The organism is Actinoplanes sp. HUAS TT8 (assembly GCF_051380535.1).
Lineage (GTDB): Bacteria > Actinomycetota > Actinomycetes > Mycobacteriales > Micromonosporaceae > Actinoplanes.
This window is the reverse complement of record NZ_CP195646.1, coordinates 2357649-2380062: the sequence shown is the minus strand read 5'-3', so window position 1 is coordinate 2380062 and position 22414 is coordinate 2357649. Positions and strand designations below refer to the sequence as shown.

Below are 22414 nucleotides of genomic sequence, written 5' to 3'. Positions count from 1 at the left end.
AAGTTATTCTGGAAGCATGGCTGAGCAGCTCGACCACGTCGCCCGGATCCAGCAGGCCTGGAATCAGGAAAGACCAGATTTGGACGTACGCCCGCAGGGCGTCATCGGCCGGCTGCACCGTCTCGCCGGCTACCTCACCGAGGAGTTACGCCTGGTCTACCGGCGCTACGGCCTCGGCGAGGGCGAGTTCGACGTGCTCGCCGCCCTCCGCCGGGCCGGCGAGCCGTTCGAGCGCGCGCCCGGGGAACTCGCGGCGTTCACCATGGTCACGACCGGCGCGATGACCAAGCGCATCGACCGCCTGGAAGCCGGTGGCCTGGTCACCCGGCGGCGCGCGAGCGGGGACGGCCGGGCCCGGGTGGTCGCCCTCACCGACGCCGGGCGCAAGCTGATCGACCAGGCGTTCGCCGAGCACATGCGCAACGAACGCCGCCTGCTCGACCTGCTGTCACCCGAGGACGCCGCCCGCCTGGAGCCGATCCTCACGACGTGGCTGGCCTGCTTCGAGTCCCCGCGGCCGGCCGGGGACTAGTGCCGCGACCCGGTTGCGTTCGAGGCGGCCGGGGCGAGCCGGGTGAGGGCGGCGAGGGCGGCGCGCGGGACGACGCCGGTGATGCGTCCGTCGGTCAGCACGGCGAGCCGGCCCGCGTCGGCGGGGGTGCGGGCGAGGGCCTCGGCGGCCGGCTCGGCCGTGCCGACCGGCGGGAGCGGTGGCTGGGCGTAAGCGGTCAGCGGCGCGTCCGGGGAGGCACCGCGGAGTGCTTCCAGGGGCACCGAGCCGATGACGTCGCCGGGGGCCGGATCACTGATCGGGCGGTCCGATCGGGGCAGGACCAGGACGGCCACCTCGGCCGGGCCGGTGGCCGGCAGGTCTCGTACCCGGGAAGTGGCCGGGACCAGCAGCGGCGCCGTCACCGGGGCGTCGGCGACCAGCGGGCCCGGCGCCGCCGGGGCGGGGAAGCCGGCGCGGCGCAACCAGCCGTCGTCGAAATACTTGGACAGGTAGGCGCGGCCGGAGTCCGGGGCGAGGACCACGACCACGGATTCCGGGCCGAGCTCGCCGGCGACGCGCAGGGCGGCGACGACCGCGGTGCCGGTGGACGCGCCGACCAGGATGCCCTCCTCCCGGGCGAGGCGGCGGGTCATCTCGATCGACTCGCGGTCGCTGACCCGTTCGATACGGTGGACGATCTCGCGGTGGTAGGACTGCGGCCACACGTCCTCGGCGGTGTCCGGGTGCACGTAGTGGCCGATGCTCTCCACGTAGTACGGGCTGCCGTCGCCGCCGCCGTAGACCGAGTTCTCCGGGTCGGCGCCGACCACGGTGACCCGGCCGGCCGAGCGCAGGAACGCGCCGGCGCCGCTGATCGTGCCGCCGGTGCCGACCCCGGCCACGAAGTGGGTGACCCGGTGGCCGGTCTGCCGCCAGATCTCGGGGCCGGTGGTGGCCAGGTGCGCGCCCGGGTTGGCCGGGTTGTCGTACTGACCGGCGAGCCACCCGCCCGGGGTCTCGGCGGCGAGCCGGGCGGCGACCTGGGACACGTGCCGAGGGTCCTCCCGGGTGACGCCGCCGGTGGTGATCACGACCTGGGCGCCGTACGCGCGCAAGGTTTTGATCTTCTCTTCGCTGCTCTTGTCGGGGACGACGACGAGCGCCCGGTACCCGCACTGAGCGGCGATCATGGCCAGGCCGACGCCGGTGTTGCCGGACGTGCCCTCCACGATGACGCCGCCGGATCGCAGCTCACCGGACTGCTCGGCGGCCTGGACCATGGCGAGCGCGGCGCGGTCCTTGACACTGCCGCCGGGGTTGAGGAACTCCGCCTTGAGGTGGACCTCGGCGGTGAGACCGGCGGTGATCCGGGTGAGGCGGATCAGCGGCGTGTCTCCGATGGCATCGAGCACACTCATTCCAATACCCTATCAGGCATATAGGATTTCTGGATATTAGGTCTCAGTGCTGGAAAAGACGAACCCCAGTGTGTACGAGAGTGACCCCGAGCCGCGCGCAGGCGGCGGCCACGTCGTCCGATCGGAGGGATCCGCCCGGCTCGGCGACGTAGCGGACCCCGTGCCGGGCCGCGTGCTCGACGTTGTCCGGGAACGGCAGCGCGCCGTCGGACACGAACGCCACCCCGTCCAGCCGGCGCCGCCATTCCGCGGGCTCGGCCAGGCTCATCTGCCGGTCGATGACGTCCTGGATCCGGGCGCCGGGCGCCGGTGGCCGCAGAGCAGGATGCCGGCGCAGCCACCAGGTGTCGACCTTGGCCCCGGCGAGCCGCGTGCAGTCGACCCGGGACTGCTGGCCCGCGCCGATGCCGAGCGTCATGCCGTCGCGCAGGTAGGCCACCGAGTTGGACTGGGTGTGCTTGACGACGACGAGCCCGAGCAGCAGGTCGTCGACGGCGCTGTCCGGGAGACCGTGGCCGGCCAGCAGATCCCGGTTCAGCTCGACCGGATCGCGCGGCTGGGTGAGCCGCAGGCCGTAGACCTCGCGGGTCTCGGTCGGCGGGGGCACAAAGGTCGGATCGGCTTCGAGGATCAAGAACCGGCCGCTCTTCTTCCGGGACAGGGTGGCCACGACGCCGGGCTCGTAGCCGGGGGCGACGATGCCGTCCGAGACCACGCGGCTCAGCAGGTCGGCCAGTTCGGCGTCGACCGGCTCCGACACGGCCACGAAATCGCCGTAGGAACTCTTCGGGTCGGCGTCCCGGGCCCGGACGTACGCACTGGTCACCGAGCTGATGCTCGCCCGGTCGAGGCGGTAGGTCGCAGCCGTCACCTCGTCGATCCCGCCCGCGACGGCCGCCCCGGCCGGGGAGACGTGCTTGAACGAGGCGGCGGCGGGCCGGCCCAGAGCGGCCGCGGCCTCCCGGACCAGCTGCCAGGCGCCGGCGGCGTCCAGGACATTGACGTACGACGGTTCGCCGTGCCGCACCCGGAACGGCCGGCGGTGCGGGTCGACGGGGATGGCGGTGGCCGGTCGCTGATGCGGGTTCAGGCCGTATCGCAGGTTCACTTCGCCTCCGAGGTCGTCTGCCTTCGGAAGCGCCCAGGCGGCCGGCGCGACACACACGTGAGACCCGGCCGGTCCCCGGTGGTGCTCCACCCTCGCCAGTAACGGCCGTGCCCGGAGCATATCCGGTCCCCACTGATAGGTGTACTGCCAGTACATCGCAGCGGGGGCCGGGGGCGTCGTACCGTCGGGGGCGTGGACAACCGAGCCGAGGTGCGGGACTTCCTGGCGACCCGCCGCGCCAAGATCAGCCCGGAGCGGGCCGGCATTCCGAGCATCGGGCAGCGTCGTGTGCCCGGGCTGCGGCGCACCGAGGTGGCGGCGCTGGCCGGGATGAGCGTGGAGTATTACGCCAAGCTCGAACGCGGTCACCTGAGCGGGGTGTCGGCCGGGGTGCTCGACGCCGTCGCGCGGGCACTGCAGCTCGACGACGCGGAACGGGCCCACCTGCTGCGGCTCGCGCACGAGGCGAACGGGAGCAACGCGCTGATCCGGCCGAGCCGGCGGCCGCGGCAGTGGGCCGTACGGGAAAGCCTGCAATGGTCCTTGGACGCGATAACGACCAGCCCGGCGATTCTGGTCAACAACTGTCAGGACCTGCTCGCGGCCAACCATCTCGGGCGGGCGATGTACAGCGACCTCTACGCCTTCTCGGAAACCGTTCCCAACCTCGGGCGGTTCACCTTCCTGGACAGTGCGGCGCACCGCTTCTACCCGGACTGGAACCTGGCCGCCGACATGCTGGTGGCCAACCTGCGGACCGCGGCCGGCAAGGACCCGCACGACAAGGGCCTGCACGACCTGGTCGGCGAACTCTCCACCCGCAGCGACGACTTCCGGCGGCGGTGGGGTGCGCACAACGTGCGCATCCACGGGACCGGGGTGAAGACTTTTCATCATCACGTGGTGGGCGGGCTGGAGCTGGCCTACGAGAGCATGGATCTGCGCGCGGACCCGGACCTGACGCTGACCATCTACTCGGCCGATCCGCAGTCGCCGTCGGCCCAGGCCTTGAAGCTGCTGGCGTCGTGGGCGGCCACCACTTCGGCGGCTCCCCAGGGCTGACGCTCAGTCCAGCGGCGACCGGGCGATTCCGGCCGGTTCGCGACCGGCCGACAGCCAGCCGGCGGCGACGGCCAGGACGGGCAGGCCGAGCAGCAGGCCGGCCAGCGGGGCGTACGGCACCGGGACCAACAGGTGGAGATCCCGGTGGTAGAGGGCGAGCATCGCGGTGTACGCCCCGATGAGCCCGAGCAACGCACCGACCACGGCCAGGGCCGCCGCGGTCGAGGCGGTGAGCGTGCGCCGGGTCCGCGGGGGTGCACCGGCCGCCGCCAGGGTTCGCAGGTCACGCCCGGTCTCACTGCGGATCAGCCCGACCGTCAGGGCCAGCACCCCGAGCGCGACGACCACACCGGCCAGCACCGACCAGAACCGCAGCGCCGACAGGTCGGCCTTGGCCGGCCGGGTCTCCACGGTCAGCCCGGCCCCGCCGGCGACTGTCCGCATCTGATCAGCCTGGTCCGGCGTCAGCGCCCGCGGTGCCTCCAGCAGCCAGGCCCCCGGTTCGGCCTGCACGCCGAGCGCACGCATCCCCTTCGGGGTCAGAAGAACCGAGGGCCCCGAGGTGTACGCGGGCAGGGAGACGATGAACACGGCTTTCTCCCGCTGCGCGGCCGCGAGCAGCCCGAGACCGGCCGGCAGCAGCACGAGACCGGCGACGGCGAAGCGGTGAGCCGGGCGGGGACGGGCCGGGCGGGACGCCAGGGCGGCCACGATCGGGACCCGGGCGACCGCGCGGGCCGGCCACCACGCCGCGACGACGGCGGTGAGCACGGCCAGCCCGGCGGTGAGCCCGACCGCCCACCAGGGCAGGTCGAACCGGTCGATGCGGTGCTCGACGACACTCTCCAGGGCCGGGGCCAGCAGGAACCAGGCGCCGAGGCCGGTCACGGTCCCGCTCAGGGCGGCGACGACGCCGGTGGCGGCCCCGTTGACGATCGGGACGAGCCGGACGTGCCGGGGACTGGCGCCGACCGCGCCGAGCATGCCGAGCGCACGCAACCGCCGCTGGGCCAGCACGGTGAACCCGGCGACCGCGAGCAGGCCGACGAAGAGCAGACCGACCGTGGCCAGCCCGAGAACCGCGGCCGTGGCGACGCCGCGTTCACCCGAGGAGCGGACCTCGACCGAACCGGCGTCGGGCCGGGCGGCGGCCGCGAACTGCGCCGGGGTCGCCTTGATCAGCACGATCACGTCGGTGAGCGGGCCGGCCTGCCCGGGCGCGACCAGGGCGAACGTGTCGAGCAGGTCGTTCGGGTTCTCGACCGTGCCGACGATCGTCCAGGTGTGCCCGGTCTCGGCCCAGGTCCCGCCCGGGTGCAGGCCGAACAGGCGGGCGGCGCGGGCCGTGACCGCGGCCTCGCCCGGGCCGGCCGGGAAACGCCCGCCGGTGAGCCGCAGCGTCGGTGCGCTCAGGGCGCCGTGGGCGGCCTGCCCTCGCACCTCCATGGGGGTGGCCGAACCCGGCACCGAGACCAGCCGGCGGTCGACGGATTCGACCGCGCCGACGGACGCCCGCAGGGCGGCGAGGTCGCCGGGCAGGTCCGGACGGGCGGCGTCGAGGGTGATCCGGTAGTCGGCCGCGCCGAAGCGGCCGGCCTGACCGGTCGCGAAACTGCTGACCACGCCCAGGCCGGCGCTGGTGGCGGCGACGGCGAGACCGAGAAGGATCAGGACGAGCAGCTGGCCGCGCCACTCGCGCCGGAACATCCGCCAGGCCCAGCGGGTGACCGCCCGCCGCGCCCCGCTCATCGGCCGGGGCCGGGGGTGAGCAGGGATTCCGGGCCGGGTGGGGGCACGGTCCGGTCGATCACGCGGCCGTCGCGCAGGAAGACCACCCGGTCGGCCCAGGAGGCCAGCTGGGCGTCGTGGGTGACCACGACGGCGGCGACGCCACGCCGGGTGGCGGCGTGGATCAGGCGCATCACCGCCTCGCCGTTGACCGAGTCGAGCGCGCCGGTCGGCTCGTCGGCCAGCAGCAGGCGACGGTCGCCGACGACGGCGCGGGCGATCGCGACCCGCTGGCGTTCGCCGCCGGAGAGCTGATCGGGGAACCAGGCGGCCCGGTCGGTGAGGTCCAGCAGCTCCAGGGCCTGCATGCCGGCGTCGCGGGCGGCCCGGGCGGCGGTGCCGTCGAGCTCCAGCGGCAACGTCACGTTCTCCAGCGCGGTCAGGCCGGGCAGCAGGTTGAAGTCCTGGAAGACGTAGCCGATCGAGCGCCGGCGGACCCGGGCCCGCTCGGGCGCCGGCATCGACGCGACCGGGACGCCCGCGATCAGGACGTCACCGCTGGTCGGCTGTTCGAGGGTGCCGGCGATGGTGAGCAGCGTGCTCTTGCCCGAACCGCTCGGGCCCATCACCGCGACCATGCTGCCCGGGCCGACCGTCAGATCGACCTCGCGCAGGGCGGTGACCTCGGCCGCGCCGAGACCGTGCACCTTGGACACCTGACGCATTTCAAGGACGCTCATCGCCGGACCCCCAGACGACGGCCGAGCCGGGCCGGGGCGGTGACGGCGGGCGCCGGGGCGGGCGGATCGAGCTCGGCGCGGCGCAGCCGGCCCTCGGCCGCGCCCAGCCAGCGGATCACCGAGTCGAGCCGGAACAGCTCGGCATCGACGACCAGGGCCAGGCCGAGGTCGGTGGCGGCGTCCTCCTTCAGACGGGTCCACTGCTGCATCAGCTCGACCAGCGCGCGCCGGTGCACCTGGATGACGTCGCGGACGTCGACGCCGGGCATGCGCAGCGCGGCCAGCACCTTGATGACCAGCTCGTCGCGCGGCGGGGACGACATGTCGGGCGGGGTGTGCAGCCAGACGGCGAGCTCGCGGGTACGGCCACAGCGGCCGCGCCCCTGGTGGCGCGGCCGCTCTCCCGCCCGGCGGGCGCCGGGTCAGCTGTTCAGGATGTCGCGGACCATCGGGATCACCTTGGAGCCGAACAGTTCGACCGCGTGCATCCGGGCGCTCACCGGCTGCGCCCCGGCCGTGTAGATCAGGTCGAAGCGGCCCACGTCGAGGCCCCGGACCGACTTGGCGATCTTGCGGGCGACGGTCTCCGGCGAGCCGACGTAGAGCGAGCCGTCGGCCACCTCGTGCTCGAAGTTCGCGCGGGTCAGCGGGGGCCAGCCGCGCAGCGCGCCGATCCGGTCCATCTGCACCTTGTAGTGCGGGAACCACAGCTCCTTGGCCTGCTCGTCGGTGTCGGCGACGAAACCGGGCGAGTGCATGCCGACCGGGTGGGCGACCGTGCCGAGCTGCTCGGCGGCGCGGCGGTAGAGGTCGACGTACGGCGCGAAACGCTCGGCCTGGCCGCCGATGATGGCGAGCATCAGCGGCAGCCCGTAGCGTGCGGTGCGGACCACCGACTGCGGGGAGCCGCCGACGCCGACCCAGGTGTCGAGCCGGCCGGACTCGGTCTTGGGGAACACGTCGGCCTCGTGCAGGGCCGCGCGGGTCGTGCCCTCCCAGGTGACCGGCTTCTCGTCGAGCAGCGCGGCGAACAGCTCGACCTTCTCCTCGAACAGCGTGTCGTAGTCGTCCAGGTCGTAGCCGAACAGCGGGAACGACTCGGTGAACGAGCCGCGGCCGAGGATCACCTGGGCGCGGCCGTTGGAGATGGCGTCCACGGTCGCGAAGCGCTGGAACACGCGCACCGGGTCGTCCGAGCTGAGCACGGTCACGCCCGAGGCCAGCCGGATCCGCGAGGTGCGGGCGGCGATGCCGGCCAGCACGGTCTCCGGGGTGGAGATCGAGTATTCCGGGCGGTGGTGCTCGCCGAGCGCGATCACGTCGACGCCGAGCTCGTCGGCCAGCACCGCCTCCTCGACGACCTGCCGGATCGCGGCGGCCTGCGTGATCGGTTCACCGGCGTCGTCCTGCGGCACGTCGCCGAAGGTGTCGAGGCCCAGTACGAGATCGGTCATGGTTGTCACCCTCCAGTGATTGACATGTCAAACAAGTGAGGGCGCCTCGTTATGCCCGTCGTGCGGAAGCGCCAGACGCTCGTCCAGCCACCCGGCCAGAGCCTTCAGCGCGGGCGCGGCGAGGCCGTGCCCGACCGGGTCGCGGCGCGCGGTGGCCGACGCCCCGGACTCGCCGATCACGTACTCCCACGTGCGGTCGAGCAGCTCACGCGGGATGACGGTGTCGTGCTCGCCCTGCGCCACGAAGACCGGAACCCGGTCGAGGTGACCCGCGGTGGTGGGCACGCCCGCGTCGAACGGCAGGGTGCCGTAGAGGATCGCGACACCGGCGTAGCGGGCCGGGTCGTCGAGCAGCAGGCCGCCGGCGAACGCCGCTCCCCCGCTGAAGCCGATCAGCACGACCGGGCGTCCGGCCGGCGCGACACCGTCGAGCCAGGCGCGGAACCAGTCCATGGTCACGCGCAGCGACTCCGGGAGCGGGCGGCCGATGCCGCGGTTGGCGAACCAGGCGTAGCCGCCGCCCTCGGCGATCGGGGCGCGCACGGCCGCGTAGGCCGGACCGGGCGGGAGATGACCGGCCAGGCCGAGGATCTCCCGTTCGTGGGAGCCGCGGCCGTGCAGCAGCACCACCAGCGGCGCCGACGGATCGTCCGAGCCCTCGGTGGCGACCACCGGTGCGTCGATGATCGGCATGAACGACACCTTCCTTGACGCATCAAATATTGCCGCCTCAGACAGTAGAAGGGCAAAGGTTGTAGCGTCAACTTTTGTCATGTGTTTCGCGATTCGGCCCACCGGCGGCTCCGGGACGGTGTAAACCGAAGCGTTGACACCTACTTATGGAAGCCGCGGCCATGGCAACGGACAGCAGAACTGATACCGATCGGCGACCCGCCTCGTTCTTCGGCGTCGGTTGCCAACCGGCGATCGCCCGGCTCGTCCAGGTGGTCGCCGACAGCACCGAGTCGCCCCTGGCGATCGCCTACCTGGTGGTCGGTGGTGGTCTCATGGTGCTCGCCTGCCTGGGCGCCGACCCCCTGGCCGCCGGCGAGCGGCTGTCCCTGGACGAGTCGCTGGCCGGAGAGATCGTCGAGACCGGGCTGCCGCTGATCATCAGCAACGTCGCCGGGGTGCCCGCCTGGGCCGAGCGGGACCTCGTCCGCAGCCAGGACATCAAGGCGTACGCCGGGTTCCCGGTCCGCGACGACGAGGACGGGCAGGTCGTGGCCGTTCTCGCGGTCGCGGCCCGGCAGCCCCAGCAGTGGACGACCCGGCAACTGCGGTGCGTGGACGACGTGGCCCAACTGCTGGCCGAGGTGCTCTCGTGCGAGGACGGGGTTCCCTCCGTACGGAAATCGCCGGTTCTGAAAAATGAATCGGCGCTCGCCGATGACGTCGACGGCATCCTGGCGGCGATCGGCCGCCACATCGAAGTGGTCCGGACCAGCCTGGGCGGGGACACACCCGGACGCACGGAGATCGACGCCGCCCGGGAGGAGCTGGTGCGGATCAGCCGGGCCGCCGGGCGGGCCGCGCGGCTGCTGACCTGACCGCTCGGTACCGGAAGCGGCGTTCAGTACTGGAAGCGGGCGACCAGCTCGCGGAAATCGGCCGAGATCTGGGCCAGACCGGCCGCCGCCTGCCGGTTGTTGGCGACCTCGGCCGCCGTCTGCTCGGCCGCGGTCGCCGCCTGCGCGATGTTCGTCGCGATGTCGCTGCTCCCGCCGGCCGCCTCGGACACGCTGCGGTTCATCTCGTTCGCGGTGGCGGTCTGCTCGTCGACCGCGGCCGCGATCGACCCCTGGTACTCGTTGATCTTCTGGATGATCTCGGTGATCTCCCCGATCGCCGCGACCGCGCCCTGGGTGTCGCTCTGGATGGCCCGCACCCGCTCGGAGATCTCCTCGGTCGCCCGGGCCGTCTCCTGGGCCAGATCCTTGACCTCGCCGGCCACCACCGCGAACCCCTTGCCGGTCTCCCCCGCCCGGGCCGCCTCGATCGTCGCGTTCAACGCCAGCAGGTTTGTCTGCTCGGCGATCGACGTGATCGTCTTGATCACCTCGCCGATCTCGGCCGACGACTCACCGAGCTTGCTGATCACCCGGTTGGTGGCGATCGCCCGCTCGGTGGCCTGACCGGCCACCGTGGCACCGTCGCTGGCGTTGCGGGCAATCTCCTCGATCGCGCCGCTCATCTGGTGCGAGGCCGCGGCCACCGCGCCGACATTCGTGGAGACCAGATCGGCCGTGGCCGCCGCACCCCGGGCCTGGTCGCTGGTCCGCTCGGCCCGGTCGAGGATCTCGTGGCTGCTCGCCGAGAGCTGGGCGGCCTGGTCGGCCAGGGTGTCGGCGCTGGCCGCCATCGCGACGACCGCCTCACGGACACCGGCCACGGCCTGATTGAGGTCGCCGGACATGACCCCGAGCTCGTCGCGGGAACTGACTACGACCGTACTGCGAAGATTTCCGCCGGCCATGGCCTGGAGTGCGTCGCCGACGGCCCGGACCGACCGCCGGATCGCGCGGGCCACCACCTCGGCGATCGCCACCCCGCACAGCAGCCCCACCAGCAGCATCGCGCCGATCAGCAGCATGCCCGTCCGGTACTCGGACCGCCCGGCCGCGGTGGCCGCCGCCGCCTCGGCGTCGGCGTTCGTGGCCAGTTGTTTGATCTGCGTGTTCATGTCCGACACGATGGGGGTGAGCTTGTCGGCGGTGACCGCGGTGACGCCGTCGAGGGCGTCCAGGCCGAACTGGTTCGACCGGGAACTGCTGTCGTAGACCTGCCAGTTCGCGTACAGGTCCTGGTACAGCTTCCGGTCGGCGGCCGAGCTGACGTTCTGGTCGAGCGACGCCATCGCGGCCGTCATGTCCGACTCACCGGTGGCGAACAGCGTCTTGGCCGACGTGACAAGCGTCGGCACCTTGGTCATCGTGCCGGCCAGCAGCTCCGCGGCGGCATCGTTCATCTCGGCCTGCGCGCCCCGGACATCGGCGATCGCCTTCAGCCGGGGGACGGTCTGCTCGGTGATCGCGTTCATCCGGCCGTTGGCGTCACTCAGCCGGAGCAGAGCCTCCAGCCCGACGGCGCAGGCGACCAGGGCGACCACTGCGACGGCGAGGTGCACCTTCGTGCGTACTCCGCGGTCGGCGAACCAGCGTGAAAACGGCACGACCACCATCTTCGCGTCTCGCCGGGCGGGTCGGATCCCGAACCGACATTTTCCGCGCCCCGGCCACGGCGAGGCGGGGGCAGGTTCACATTTGTCATGAGGCAAGATCTTCGGGTGCTACCCGAGGAAGAATTCGACACGTCCGTCCTGCCCGAACGCCTGCGCCGGATCCTCACCGTGATCCGGGACGCGGCGGTGAAATACGGGTACGCGCCCTCGGCCCGCGAGATCGCCGACGCCCTCGGCCTGTCCGCGTCCTCGGTCAACCGTCACCTGCGCACCCTCGAAGACCACGGCTACCTGCGCCGCGGCCGGACCGTCGCCCGGCCCATCGACATCCGGATGTTCCTCGAACCGGCCGGCGAGACCCGGCCACCGGCCGACACCGTCGGCGTGCCCCTGGTCGGCACCATCGCGGCCGGCACCCCGATCCTGGCCGCCGAAACAGCCGAGGAGATGCTGAACCTGCCCCGCGACCTGGTCGGCCGGGGCACCCTGTTCAGCCTGCGCGTCCGCGGCGACTCGATGATCGACGCCGCGATCTGCGACGGCGACATCGTCGTGGTCCGCCAGCAGTCCGAAGCCTGGAACGGCGACATCGTGGCCGCGATGATCGACGAGGAGGCGACGGTGAAGGTGTTCCGGCGGCGCGGCGGGCACGTGCTCCTGGAGCCGCGCAACCCGGCCTACCAGCCGATCCCGGGCGACGACGCGGTCATCCTGGGCAAGGTCGTCTCGGTGCTGCGCCAGGTCTAACCGGCCCGGTGGTCGCGGAGCCGGAACCGGACGGGAAAGAAAAGCGCTCCGGAGGTCACGCGGCGGGCGTGACCTCCGGAGCCCGTCACCTCAGGCGGCGAGTTTCCAGGGGCCCCAGGGCTGGCCGGTCGGGGGCTGGTTGCGGGTCCACCACTGGGCCACATACTTCTTGCCCTGGTAGACCACCGTGTCGCCGGCCACGAAGATGCGGGACGAGGTCCACAACGGGGTGCCGTCGGAGGTGACCGCGATCTCCTCCCACGCCCCGTACGGCGAACCGGGCGCGATGATCGCCGTCCACCACAGCGCCCGCCACGTCGCGCCGTCGTAGCTGACCAGGTCACCGGTGTTGTAGATCTTCTTCGGGTCGAACGCCGGGGTGGCCGGCAGGGTCAGTCCGGCCAGGACCGGGTCGTGGTCGGACGCGGCGAACGGGTCGGTGGCGTCGAAGAGTTGCGTCGCGTTGTAGTTGTAGCGGCTGTACGCGTACGCGATCGCCTCCTGCGCGTTGATCTGCCACACGTCGGCGCCGGTGACCAGGGCTTTCGCGGCCGGGCTGGCCAGGATGTGGTCGAGCGAGCCTTCCAGCCCGTTGTACGAGTAGGTCTGCTCGTCCGGGTCGTAGGTGCTGCCGAGGTCGGTGTATCCGGCCGCGTACAGCTTCTCCATCGGGTCCTCGTGGGTGTACGCGTTGAAGTCGCCGAGCAGGAAGATCCGGTCGGTGCGCAGCACGTCGGCCCGTTCCGCGGCGAAGGTGACCACCGCTTCGGCCTCGTGGGCCCGGGTCTCGTTGTAGGCGCCCTGGTCGACCGACGGTGACGAGGTGTCCTCGACGTCGCCGGGGTAGAGCGGGGTGCCGCTGCCCTTGGACTTCCAGTGGTTGGCGACGACCAGGAACACGTCGGTGTCGCCGGCGCCGGCCTTCTTGAAGCCCTGCGCGAGCGGCTGCCGGGCGATCGAGAACGGCTCGCCCGGGTCGGACAGCCCGGTCAGCACGACCGACGCGCCGACGGTGGCGACCTCGGCCTTCTTGTAGATGAAGGCGGTCCGGATGACGTCCTGCTGGGTGACCGGCGGGAGCTGGTCGGCGGCCGGGGACGGCACGTACGACCAGACGGCCGAACCGGCGGCCGTGTTGAGCGCGTCGACCAGGCCGGCCAGGGCGGTGTCGCGCGGTTCGCCGAACTTCACCGAGTTCTCGATCTCCTCCAGGGAGACGATGCTCGCGCCGAGCCGGTTGATCCCGGTGACGATCTTGGCCTGCTGCCGGGCGAAGCTGGCCGCGTCGGCCGCGCCGCGCGGGCCGCTGCCGGTGCACGTGTTGACCGCGATCGGGTGGCCCGCCCGGTCGTTGTAGTAGGTGCAGGTGCCCAGGCCGGCGGCGACGTAACGTTCGCCGGTCATCGGGAAATAGTTCTCCACGTTGAACGTGGCCAGGCGGGCGCCACCACCGACGGCGGCCGGCTTCTGGTTGCCGGTGCGCAGGTCGGAGAAGGTCGCCACGGCGGCGCCGTCACCGGTCACCGGCGCGGTCGGCTGGAAGTTCCACAGCGAGAACCGGTACTCCAGCACCACCGGCTGGTGGAAGCTGACCTTGGCGCCGACCGTGACCGGGTGGTCCGGGGTGAGCCAGGGCAGTGGGGTGCCGGTGTTGGCGGCCGAGCTGTAGTTGACGCTCGCGCCGTCGTCCAGGGTGATCGTGCGGGCGGCGTTGTCGGCGGTCACGGCCTGCGCCTGCGCGCTGCCGGGACGCCCGGCGTCGGTCGGCTGGCGCAGCGGCTTGTCCCCGGCGGCCAGGGTGAACGAGCCGTACCAGTTGGTGTCGTAGTTGTCGGAGACGGTGAACGCGCCCTGCGGGGTGACCAGTTCGCCCTCGTGCGCCTCCTTCTGCGCGTCGGTCGTCAGGTCGGACCAGGGCAGGATGCGCGCCTGGACCGGTTCGAGGGCAGTGGCCAGCTTCGTCACGGACGGGACGGTGATCTCGGTCTCGCCCTGGAACTCGGCCACCTTGCCGGTGACGCGCACCGAGTCGCCGACGCTGACCTGCGCGGCCGACTGCGAGCCGAACACGAACACGCCGTCCGAGGCGCCCGGCGTGGTGTCGGCGCCGCCGGTCTCCACGAAGAAACCGTTGAACCCGCCGGTCGGGTAGGCGGCCGTCACGACGCCCTGGGTGGTGACGGTCTGACCCGCGTACGGGGAAATGTCGGTGTTGATGCCTTGAATCTCGGCGATGGTCAGCGCCGGCGCGGGCGCGGTGACCACGAAGCTGAAGGTCGTCGAGGCGGTCGCGCCGCCCGCATCGGTGACGGTGACCGTCACGGTCGACGTGCCGGCGGTCGCCGGCGTCCCCGACACCACGCCCGAGTCCGAGATCGTCAGACCCGAGGGCAGATCAAGAGCCGTCCAGACGTACGGCGACGAGCCGCCCTTCGCGACCAGCGTCAACGGCGTGATCGCGGTCCCGGCCGTCGCGCTCTGCGTGCCCGGCCCGGTCACCGCCAGCGGCGTGGTGGTGCCGCCGTCGGACGAGTTCTGCGGCGCCGGCGCGGCAACCGTGAAGTCGGCCGCGTTGTCGTCGGTGTCGGCGCCGGACGCGGCCCGCTGGTAGCTGAGCACCACCGAGTTCCCGGTCGGCGCGGTCCCCTCGGGCGAGTTGCTGGTCCCCCAGCCCACCTTGTCGACCACCGCGGCATCGGTCGGCAGCACCCCGGTCGCGCTGGCGGCCAGGTAGAGGGTGCCCCCGGCGGCACCCGGGTTGACGCTGGTGCCGGTGCTCAGGTCCGGTGCCGGCAGCGCGGCCCCCGGATTCGCGGCGCCGTTACCCGGCAGCTGCACGAGGAAGTGCCCGTGCGCGGCAACCGTCCCGGACAGCGCGAACACCTGCGACCCGCTCGGGGTGACGGTGCTGGTCGCGGCCCGGTACTGCAGCGTGGTCCCGGCCAGCGTGACCGCGCCCGCCGTCGGGTTGTAGAGCTCGACGAACTTGTTGGCGAAGCTGGCCCCGGCCGAGCCACCGTTGACGTAGACCTCACTGATCACGATGGCCGTACCGGCCGGGTTGGCGGCCGCGGGCGCCTGAAGCCCGAGAACGACGAGCGACAACGTCAAGGCCCCGAGAGCAGACCGTCTCATGTGCACACCGACCTCCAGAATGGACAGAACTCCCTCGCAGTCTCGTCCGGCCGGTGTCCCCGTGAGAAGAGCCGAACCTTAACTGCCGGTGACGCCGGGGAGCACGTTCGCCGACTCCCCGCCCGTCTCATCCTGGTAGGTGCCGGGACCTTGCGGTTTGCCGCCTGCGGGTGGAGCGCGTCAGAGTGCGATGGAATAGTGGACCTGGGTGTCCTGGGCGACGAACCCGGCCCGCTCGTAGACGCCGAGCTCCTTGCTCGAACCATCGGCGTCGACCCGGACGCTGGCCCGCCCGTAGCCCTGGTCCTGCGCGGCCCGAAGCGTGTGGGAGATCAGGGCTTCGGCCACGCCGCGCTCCTGGTACGCGGGCCGCGTGGCGACGACCCGGAAGTAGGCGTCGCGGATGCCGGTCGCCGCCGTCTCCGCCTCCCACGAGACGACCAGCAGGACGCCGGCGGCCGTCCCGGACTCGACGTCACGGAGCAGAAAACTTGTCTCGGGCCGGAAGTTCGCGTTCACGGCCCAGACCTTCCACTGCTCGGCGCTGAGCGGCGACCCGCCCACGTCCTGGGCGGCCTCGTTGCGGACCGCGCGGAACTCCTCGTCGGTCTCGGCCGTGTAGCCCTCGATCCGCAGGCCGGCGGGGACCGGGACGTCCGGAACAACGGTGCCGAGCGGATGCCTCAGGTGCCGGCTCCACTTCGTCGCCGTCATGCCGGCCGCACGGTACAGGGCGACGGCCCCGTGGACATGCTCGCCGTAGACGGATTCGACGACCAGTTCGAGCGTGGGGTGATGAAGTGCGTGCAGCGCCTCGGCGGTCGCCAGCCCGTGGCGCATGAGCTTCGTCCCGAGCCCCTGGCGACGATGGGTGGGACGGACGGCGCCGGCCGCATGCACCCGGTGGACGACCTCGGCGGCCGGCTTGTAGTGGACCGCCGAGAAGCCGAGCATCGTCGCGCCGTCGAACACCGCCAGAGTGGACGTCGGGAGGTCGTCGACCGGCGAGTCCAGCTCCTCGGCCGCGTCCTGCACGGTGTACTGCCCCCAGACGTGGTCCTCCGCGTCGATCGCGTTCAGAAGGTCGGCCATCGCCGCGGCGTCGGACACGGCCATCGGGCGCCACACGAGATTCTGCGAATCGACTGTCATGATCGCTACGCTATGGAGCCCGGCGAGAGCTGTCATCCCGATTTCGGCGGCCGGTTGCCCTTCCCGGGCCGCTACGGATTCGGGAGCGAGCCGCCACCACCGTTCCCGGTGTGGACCGCCGCCGTGCCGGGGTCAGTTCGTGGACGTGGCGAAGGCCGACGGCGCGAACAGTGACGTGTCGGCGCCGGTGGCCGGTGGCCGGCTGGGCAGGGTGACCACGATGCGGGTGCCGCTGCCGGCCGGGTTGCTGCGGGCCGCGATCGTCCCGTGGTGGCGGGTGACGACGCGTTCGCAGATGGCCAGGCCCAGCCCGGTCCCGGCGAAGGACTGCCCGGCGTGCGCGCGGTGGAACGCGGTGAACACGTCGGCCTGCTGATCGGCCGGGATGCCGATGCCCCGGTCGTCGACGTGCAGCCGCAGCACCTCGCCGTCGGTGACCGCCCACACGTGGACGCGGGCCGGTGCCCCCGGCCCGGTGTACTTGATCGCGTTGCCGATGAGGTTGTCCAGCAGCTGGCGGATCATGACCGGGTCGGCGTACACGGTCGGCATCGGGTCGATCTCGATCACCGGCCGCAGCGGGGCCACGGCGACACGGTCGCCGCTGATCTGGGCGACCATCGTGTTCAGGTCGATCGCCTCCGGGTGCAGCGGTTTGTCCCGGGCGGTGGCGTAGGCCAGCAGGTCGTCGATCAGCTGACCCATCCGGTCGATGCTGCGTTCGATCCGCCGGCACAGCGTCCGTACCTCGTCGAGGTCCGGTTCCTCGCCGGGCGCGAACTCCTCGGCGAGCAGTCCGGCGTAGCCGCGGACCCCGGCCAGCGGCGCTTTCAGGTCGTGGGCGACCACCCCGGCGAAGGTGGCGAGTTCGGCTTCCCGCTCCCGCAGGACGGTCACGTCGTACCCGGAGGCGACCGCCCCGATGGTGGTGCCGTCGGCGCCGACCAGCGGGCAGGCGTCGACCATCACCGCCCGCCCGCAGCGTTCGGGCCGGTGCAGGGTCATCTCCCGGTGGGTGAACACCTCGCCGGCCAGGGCCCGGGCGAGCGGGTGCCGCGGGTCGCCCTCGTGCAGTCCGGCCAGGTCGTCGACGTGCCGGGGTGTCCCGGCGGCGGACGCGTCCCGAGCGACCCGGTTCCGGAAGACCAGCACCCCGTCGGCGTCGCAGCTGACCACCGCGATCCCCAGCGTGTCGAGCACCTGCTCGACGTAGTCGCGCCGCCGGGCCAGGTCGGCCTCGGCCCGGTCGGCCGCGTCGAGGGCCCCGTTGAGTGTGTCGGTGAACTGCCGGACCTCGGCCGGGCCGACGGACGGCGCCCGGGCCGCCCGGTCACCGCCGGCCAGCCGCTGCAGCACGCCGCCCATGACCCGCAGCGGCACCAGCAGCAGCCGGCTGGTCCGCACGGCGGTGAGCAGCGCCAGCCCGACCGCGAGCAGGCTCAGCACCCCGATCCCGGCCTGATACCACCAGGCCAGCTCGCGGAAGTGGGCCGCCGCCCGCCGCTCGTCGGCCTGCAGCGCGTCGGCGACGGCCGCGTTGGCCTCCCGCACCGAGTCGAACAGTTTCTTGCCCACGGCCGCGGCGGCGTCCCGGCCGTCGGGCACCGAGTCGACGATCTGCTGGGCATAACCAGACAGCCAGGCCTGCGCCGCCACCTGCTGATCGGCCAGCAACCGCCGGGTGTCACCGCGCGCCGCGGCCGCGGCGTCCTGCTGCGCGGAGGGCAGTCCGGCCACGCCGCTGCGATACGGTTCCAGGAATCGGGAATCGCGGGTCAGCTGATAGCCACGAACCCCGGTCTCGGCATCGGTGAGCATCTGCAGCACCTGCTGGTTGGCCAGCTCGGCGACCCGGATCCGGGTGAACTCGCCCTGATACCTCGACATCGTCTCCTGCCCGGCCACCAGTTGCAGCCCGCCCGCGACGAGCAGGACGAGCAGCAGCCAGGCGAACTGACGTCGGAGCGTGCTCGCCACCGGCCTCGGCACAACGCCCCCCTCAACGTCTCAGCCCGAGAGTAGCGATCCGAGCCGGTCAGCTTCCGGCGATTCCCACCGCTGGCCAGCGCAAACACCGAACAACAACCAATAAACGGATTCGAGTACGGCGGTCCGGCGCACCTCCGGCACCGGACCGCCCGCACGCCGCGATTGTTGCAGGTGGACAAACGTCGACAGCTCGGACAGCGGGAACGCCATCGACGGCCACGACAATGGACGCATGACACTGACGACGCGGCTGCTCACGGCCGACACCTGGGACGACTTCGCCGGGCTGGTCGAGGCCAACAACGGAGTCTGGGGTGGCTGCTGGTGCATGGGTTTCCACCCGCCGGAGCCGGGCGTCGCCAAACGCGAGGCCAAGCAGCGGCATGTCACCCGCGGCACGGTTCACCAGGTGCTGGTCTTCGACGGCGATCGCTGCGTGGGATGGTGCCAGTTCGGCTCGCCCGAAGAACTTCCCACGATCAAGAACCGGCGGACGTACGACCAGGCGGCCGACCCGGCACCGGACTGGCGGATCGGGTGCATCTTCACCAACTCGAAGGACCGCGGCCAAGGTATCGCCACCGTGGCCGTGGCGGCCGCACTCGACGAGATCAGAAAGGCCGGCGGCGGAACCGTCGAGGCGTACCCGGAGCAGACCGAGGAGCGGCCCCCGCAGCGCGGCGCCTACCTGCACACCGGCCCGGAGGAGTTGTACGCCCGGCACGGCTTCACCCGCGTACGGAAGATCGCGAAGTGGCGTTGGGTGATGCGCGCCGAGATCCGCGACGAACCGGCACCATCCACCACGCTGCCCCTCGACGGCGAGCCGTGACACGTATCGCGCGAGCCGGCCCCACTGAACAGCCCGCCGCCGACACCGGCCCGTTCGCCCTTCTCGGCCAGCTCGGCCTTGGCCGGCGCCAACTCGTCACGAACCAGCGTGGAGATCTGCGCGGCGGCCTGACTCACCAGGTCCGTCGTCGCGTTCGACTCGCTTGTGGTCACCGTGCCCACCTCCTTCGCTGGTGGTGTGCCCAGGACGGTCACCCTCGAACGGCCGGCCAGGCTCGTGACGGCCGGCCAGGATGTCGCGGGCCAGGCCGGCGATCCAGGGCGGCGCGGTCGCCACGGCCCGCACCAGGCTCGCCCGGTCCGGTTCGTCGAGACGAGCCACGTCGAATCGCCGTGGAGAGCGTGGCGTTACGACGCCGATGAAATCACGGATGTCGTCGCCCTGGTCGTGGTCGTCGAGAGCAGCAGCCGCCTCGGCGGCGACGACGTCCGGATCGATGTCCGCTGCTGCGACGGCGGCGCGCAGCCAGGCCGTGAAGGCCGGATTTTCCAGGGCGCCGGCGAAGTCACCGATGGCGGCCTCCCGGACCCCGATCAGGTCGATGAGCGCGTTGAGTGCCGGCAGGCGCCAGCGGTCGAACGCGGACAACGGAGCGGGGTCATCGGACAGTGCCACGATCGACTGCATCAGCGCAACGTCGAGGTCGGTCATGGAGCGGAAAGGAGGGTCGAACAGCGGAAATAGAACGGCCCGCAAACCGTGAAACTGGACCGGCGGCACCTCATGGCCGTTGGCGACCAGCGCATCCTCGACCGCGAGGAGGGCGCGGCTACGTCCGAGCCGGGCGATCTCGTGAATAGGCACCACCATGTCGGCGCCGAGCACCTCGATGTGCCGGACAACCTCGACGACGATGTCCCGCCGGTCCAGGAGCACGCGCCTGATGACCGGCTCGTCCGGCTGAGGTGCCGAGAGGGTGAGCAGGGTCCGCACCGGCCCGACCTCGCTGCCGTCCAGTAGCCGCTGATCGACATTCGCGTCGGCGAGCATCGCGCAGGCGATCAGGTGCAGCTGCTCGACGGGATCACCGAACCGGCTCAGCAGTTGCCGGCGCCGGTCCCGCAGCGGCCCGGCCGGCAGCTTCAGCCCGGCCAGTTTCGACAGGAGAAGCCAGCGCACCGCCCCGCTGTCGGCGATCCCGGTGTTCCCGCGGTCGACGGCGGAGATCAGCAGGTCGATCAGTGCCGAGAGCTGGTGGTCACCGGCGGGGGTGCCGAGCCCGAACAGCTGCTCGGTGACCAGCGCCCGGGTTGCCGGGGCGGCTCCGGTGCTCTCGCCGAGGAGCAGGTCGGGTATCCGGGGGTCGAGTTGTCCGGCGAACTGGAGAGCGGCTTCCTGGTCGGCGTCGGCCAGCGCGACGATGACCCAGTTGGCCAGGGCTTCGTCCGGCAGGGCGGAGACGGCCATGCCGGCGGCGAGTTCGACGAACACGCGGCTGCGGGGAACGATGATGCCGTCGCCGGATCGGACGAAGACACCGACGTGGTGGTCCCAGAAGTTCAGCACATGATCGGTCAGTTCGGCCGCCTGGCCGCGGCCGGTGATACCCCACCGGTTGGCGAGCATGTCGGCCACCGCGGCGACGGCCTCGGCCCGGGTGGTCGTCGCGGCGACGGCGAGACGGCGGCCGAGGGCCACGAATCCGTCGATCAGCTGGGCCGGCGACGGCTCGCCCGATCGGCTGCCGATCACGGTCCGGCGATGCTCCTCCCAGCGCAGAACACTGTGTTCGACGGCGGTTCGCAGGATCCGGGCCGGGCCGCGGTCCGGTGGCGCGTCGGTGGAGTCGGCCGCGACCAGGGTCATCAGGGTGGCCAGCAGCGGCACGTCGGCGATGTCCCGGTGATCGCGGCGGGTGGCGGCGAGCCAGGCGCGCCGGGTCGCCGTCCACCGGTCGCGCTGCGCGGCCGGGACTCGGCGGGCCTCGGCGATGTGCTCCAGCAGCGCGTGGCAGATCTCGCCGAGGTTGCCCGGGGTATCCAGGTCGGCCTCGGGCAGGCGGAGTTTGCGGGCGGCGCTGATCCCGCTGCGGCGGGTGGTGAGCAGCACGCCGGCCTCGGGTGGCAGGCCTTCGATCAGGGCGTGGAGACCATCGCTGATCACCGCCTTGCGGGCACCGCACTCGTCGAGGCCGTCGAGAAGCAGCACGACATGCCCCTGCCGGCAGTGATACTCCAGCGCGGTCAGCAGATCGAAGCGTTGTCCGGCCGGAACAGTGCCGCCGGCGATCTCGCACAGCCGGGTGAGAGTGACATCGCCGGCGTGGTGGCAGCGATCGACGAGGGACGGAAGCCGGACCAGGATCGGCAACGGCGCGCGGGGGTCGTCCGCCCAGGTGGCCGCCAGCTGCCGCAGGGCGGTGCTCTTACCCATGCCCGGCAGCCCGGTCAGGGTCAGGCGCGGCCATCGCCGGGCGACCGCGAGAAGACTCTTTTCGACGTGCGGGTGGCCGTCGTCGTCGATGACGGTGACCTGAAGCCCCGCAGCGAGGTCGGCGACGACAAGCGGGGGCAGATCGTCGGCGAGCAACGCCAGGTCGACCCGGCCGGCTTCGGTGGCGAGACGTCGGCGATAGCTGTCGACGGCGATCTGACAGGCGCGAGCGGTGGCCCCGGGTGATCCTTGCCCGTCGGCGTAGACCGTGATGGTCGCGCCGATGAGACGGACCCAGTCGTCCAGGGTGCTGGCGTAGGCGTTGGCCGCCTGGGTGTGGAACGCCTCGGACAGGGCGCGCACGGCGGCGGGCCCGTCCCCGGCCGGCACCAGGGTGTTCTCGAGGAGAGCGGCCGCCAGCTCGAAGCCCGGATCGCCGGATCGGACGGCGTCGACGGTCAGTACGACCGCGGCATCGAGCACCCGCTCGGCGACGGCCCGATCGGAGGTCGCGGCGTTGATCTTGCTGACGAGCGCGGTCAATGCCCTCTTCTCGGCCGCCTCCATCGGGGTTCCGGGGGCCTCCCGGCGCCGGGCCAGGGCGGCCGGAAGTGCCTTGATGTCGCCTTTGAGCTCGGCCGCGGCCAGCACGAGCATGTCGCCGGGGCCGAGCGAGCCGGCCTGCGCCACCCACTGGTCGACGGTGCCGCCCAGGCTCTCCTGATCGTTGCCGCAGGCCCGTTTGGCCGAGATGTACATGGCCCGGCCGAGCGCGTCGCGGCAGGCGAGATCATCGGTCTCATGGTCGGTCTCGAAGGCCAGCGACACCGGCACGAACGATCCGATCGACCTGGGAACGCTGCGGCCGGCCAGCCCGTAGGCGGCGAGGAAGACCGCGACGCCGCGCCGGTGGGCGCTGCCCGCCTCGTTGGCGACCCCTCCGCGCTGACCGCTCACTGGCGTCCTCCATCAAGGTCGCAC

At 72.1% G+C, this 22414-nt stretch carries 17 protein-coding genes, 1 pseudogene and 1 riboswitch; of the genes and pseudogenes, 5 read left to right on the top strand and 13 right to left on the bottom strand.

Annotation, left to right across the window (positions count from 1 at the left end; translation table 11 throughout):
* The first annotated feature begins 16 nt into the window (after window positions 1–16).
* Window positions 17–532, top strand: a complete 516-nt coding sequence (locus ACSHV8_RS10420; RefSeq protein ID WP_436531773.1) for a MarR family winged helix-turn-helix transcriptional regulator — start codon at window positions 17–19, stop codon at window positions 530–532.
* On the opposite strand, the gene ACSHV8_RS10415 is transcribed toward ACSHV8_RS10420, so the two are convergent.
* On the bottom strand, window positions 529–1911 hold the full coding sequence (locus ACSHV8_RS10415; RefSeq protein WP_436531771.1) for a pyridoxal-phosphate dependent enzyme: 1383 nt from the start codon (window positions 1909–1911) through the stop codon (window positions 529–531). The two genes, ACSHV8_RS10420 and ACSHV8_RS10415, sit on opposite strands and share 4 nt — an antisense overlap.
* A 43-nt stretch (window positions 1912–1954) precedes the next feature.
* A complete protein-coding gene (locus ACSHV8_RS10410; protein WP_436531769.1) occupies window positions 1955–3019 on the bottom strand; it encodes a hypothetical protein in 1065 nt (354 codons plus the stop codon).
* 24 nt (window positions 3020–3043) lie between these two features.
* Window positions 3044–3132: riboswitch (ZMP/ZTP riboswitch) on the bottom strand.
* A gap of 79 nt (window positions 3133–3211) precedes the next feature.
* Here ACSHV8_RS10410 and ACSHV8_RS10405 point away from each other — a divergent pair.
* Window positions 3212–4081, top strand: a complete 870-nt coding sequence (locus tag ACSHV8_RS10405) for a helix-turn-helix transcriptional regulator (protein ID WP_436531767.1) — start codon at window positions 3212–3214, stop codon at window positions 4079–4081.
* 3 nt (window positions 4082–4084) lie between these two features.
* Here ACSHV8_RS10405 and ACSHV8_RS10400 read toward each other — a convergent pair whose 3' ends face one another.
* From ACSHV8_RS10400 to ACSHV8_RS10380, 5 genes are all read right to left on the bottom strand, one after another.
* On the bottom strand, window positions 4085–5830 hold the full coding sequence (locus ACSHV8_RS10400; protein ID WP_436531765.1) for an ABC transporter permease: 1746 nt from the start codon (window positions 5828–5830) through the stop codon (window positions 4085–4087).
* Window positions 5827–6549, bottom strand: coding sequence for an ABC transporter ATP-binding protein (locus ACSHV8_RS10395; protein ID WP_436531763.1), 723 nt, complete (start codon window positions 6547–6549; stop codon window positions 5827–5829). Before ACSHV8_RS10395 ends, ACSHV8_RS10400 begins: the two co-directional genes overlap by 4 nt.
* Window positions 6546–6872: a hypothetical protein gene (locus tag ACSHV8_RS10390; protein ID WP_436531761.1), complete on the bottom strand. Its 327-nt coding sequence runs from the start codon at window positions 6870–6872 to the stop codon at window positions 6546–6548. The genes ACSHV8_RS10395 and ACSHV8_RS10390 overlap by 4 nt, the downstream gene beginning before the upstream one ends.
* 99 nt (window positions 6873–6971) lie before the next feature.
* A complete protein-coding gene (locus ACSHV8_RS10385) occupies window positions 6972–8003 on the bottom strand; it encodes an LLM class flavin-dependent oxidoreductase (protein ID WP_436531759.1) in 1032 nt (343 codons plus the stop codon).
* A gap of 27 nt (window positions 8004–8030) precedes the next feature.
* The gene (locus tag ACSHV8_RS10380; protein ID WP_436531757.1) at window positions 8031–8696 is read right to left on the bottom strand and encodes an alpha/beta hydrolase; all 666 of its coding nucleotides are present in this window, start codon (window positions 8694–8696) and stop codon (window positions 8031–8033) included.
* A gap of 161 nt (window positions 8697–8857) precedes the next feature.
* Here ACSHV8_RS10380 and ACSHV8_RS10375 point away from each other — a divergent pair, with 161 nt between their 5' ends.
* A complete protein-coding gene (locus ACSHV8_RS10375; protein ID WP_436531755.1) occupies window positions 8858–9553 on the top strand; it encodes a GAF domain-containing protein in 696 nt (231 codons plus the stop codon).
* A 23-nt stretch (window positions 9554–9576) separates the two neighbouring features.
* Here the strand turns inward: ACSHV8_RS10375 and ACSHV8_RS10370 are convergent, their stop codons facing one another.
* Window positions 9577–11175 (bottom strand): methyl-accepting chemotaxis protein, encoded by a 1599-nt coding sequence (locus ACSHV8_RS10370; protein ID WP_436531753.1) that lies wholly within the window; start codon window positions 11173–11175, stop codon window positions 9577–9579.
* Window positions 11176–11271: 96 nt separating this feature from the next.
* Between ACSHV8_RS10370 and lexA the strand changes: the two genes are divergently transcribed.
* Entirely contained in the window at window positions 11272–11931 is a 660-nt protein-coding gene (gene lexA / locus ACSHV8_RS10365) for a transcriptional repressor LexA (protein WP_436531751.1), read from the top strand.
* 90 nt (window positions 11932–12021) lie between these two features.
* Here the strand turns inward: lexA and ACSHV8_RS10360 are convergent, their stop codons facing one another.
* The 3 genes from ACSHV8_RS10360 to ACSHV8_RS10350 form a co-directional block, all read right to left on the bottom strand.
* A complete protein-coding gene (locus ACSHV8_RS10360; protein WP_436531749.1) occupies window positions 12022–15066 on the bottom strand; it encodes an ExeM/NucH family extracellular endonuclease in 3045 nt (1014 codons plus the stop codon).
* 180 nt (window positions 15067–15246) lie between these two features.
* Entirely contained in the window at window positions 15247–16218 is a 972-nt protein-coding gene (locus ACSHV8_RS10355; RefSeq protein WP_436531747.1) for a GNAT family N-acetyltransferase, read from the bottom strand.
* A gap of 132 nt (window positions 16219–16350) precedes the next feature.
* Window positions 16351–18207: a sensor histidine kinase gene (locus tag ACSHV8_RS10350; protein WP_436531745.1), complete on the bottom strand. Its 1857-nt coding sequence runs from the start codon at window positions 18205–18207 to the stop codon at window positions 16351–16353.
* Between the two features lie 232 nt (window positions 18208–18439).
* On the opposite strand from ACSHV8_RS10350, the gene ACSHV8_RS10345 reads away from it, so the two are divergent.
* A complete protein-coding gene (locus ACSHV8_RS10345; protein WP_436531743.1) occupies window positions 18440–19039 on the top strand; it encodes a GNAT family N-acetyltransferase in 600 nt (199 codons plus the stop codon).
* 11 nt (window positions 19040–19050) lie between these two features.
* On the opposite strand, the pseudogene ACSHV8_RS10340 reads toward ACSHV8_RS10345, so the two are convergent.
* Together ACSHV8_RS10340 and ACSHV8_RS10335 are read right to left on the bottom strand one after the other, a co-directional pair.
* A pseudogene (locus tag ACSHV8_RS10340) lies at window positions 19051–19212 on the bottom strand (phage holin family protein); the annotation flags it as partial.
* The gene (locus ACSHV8_RS10335) at window positions 19136–22390 is read right to left on the bottom strand and encodes an NACHT domain-containing protein (RefSeq protein ID WP_436531741.1); all 3255 of its coding nucleotides are present in this window, start codon (window positions 22388–22390) and stop codon (window positions 19136–19138) included. The gene ACSHV8_RS10335 and the pseudogene ACSHV8_RS10340, both read right to left, overlap by 77 nt.
* Window positions 22391–22414 lie beyond the last annotated feature (24 nt).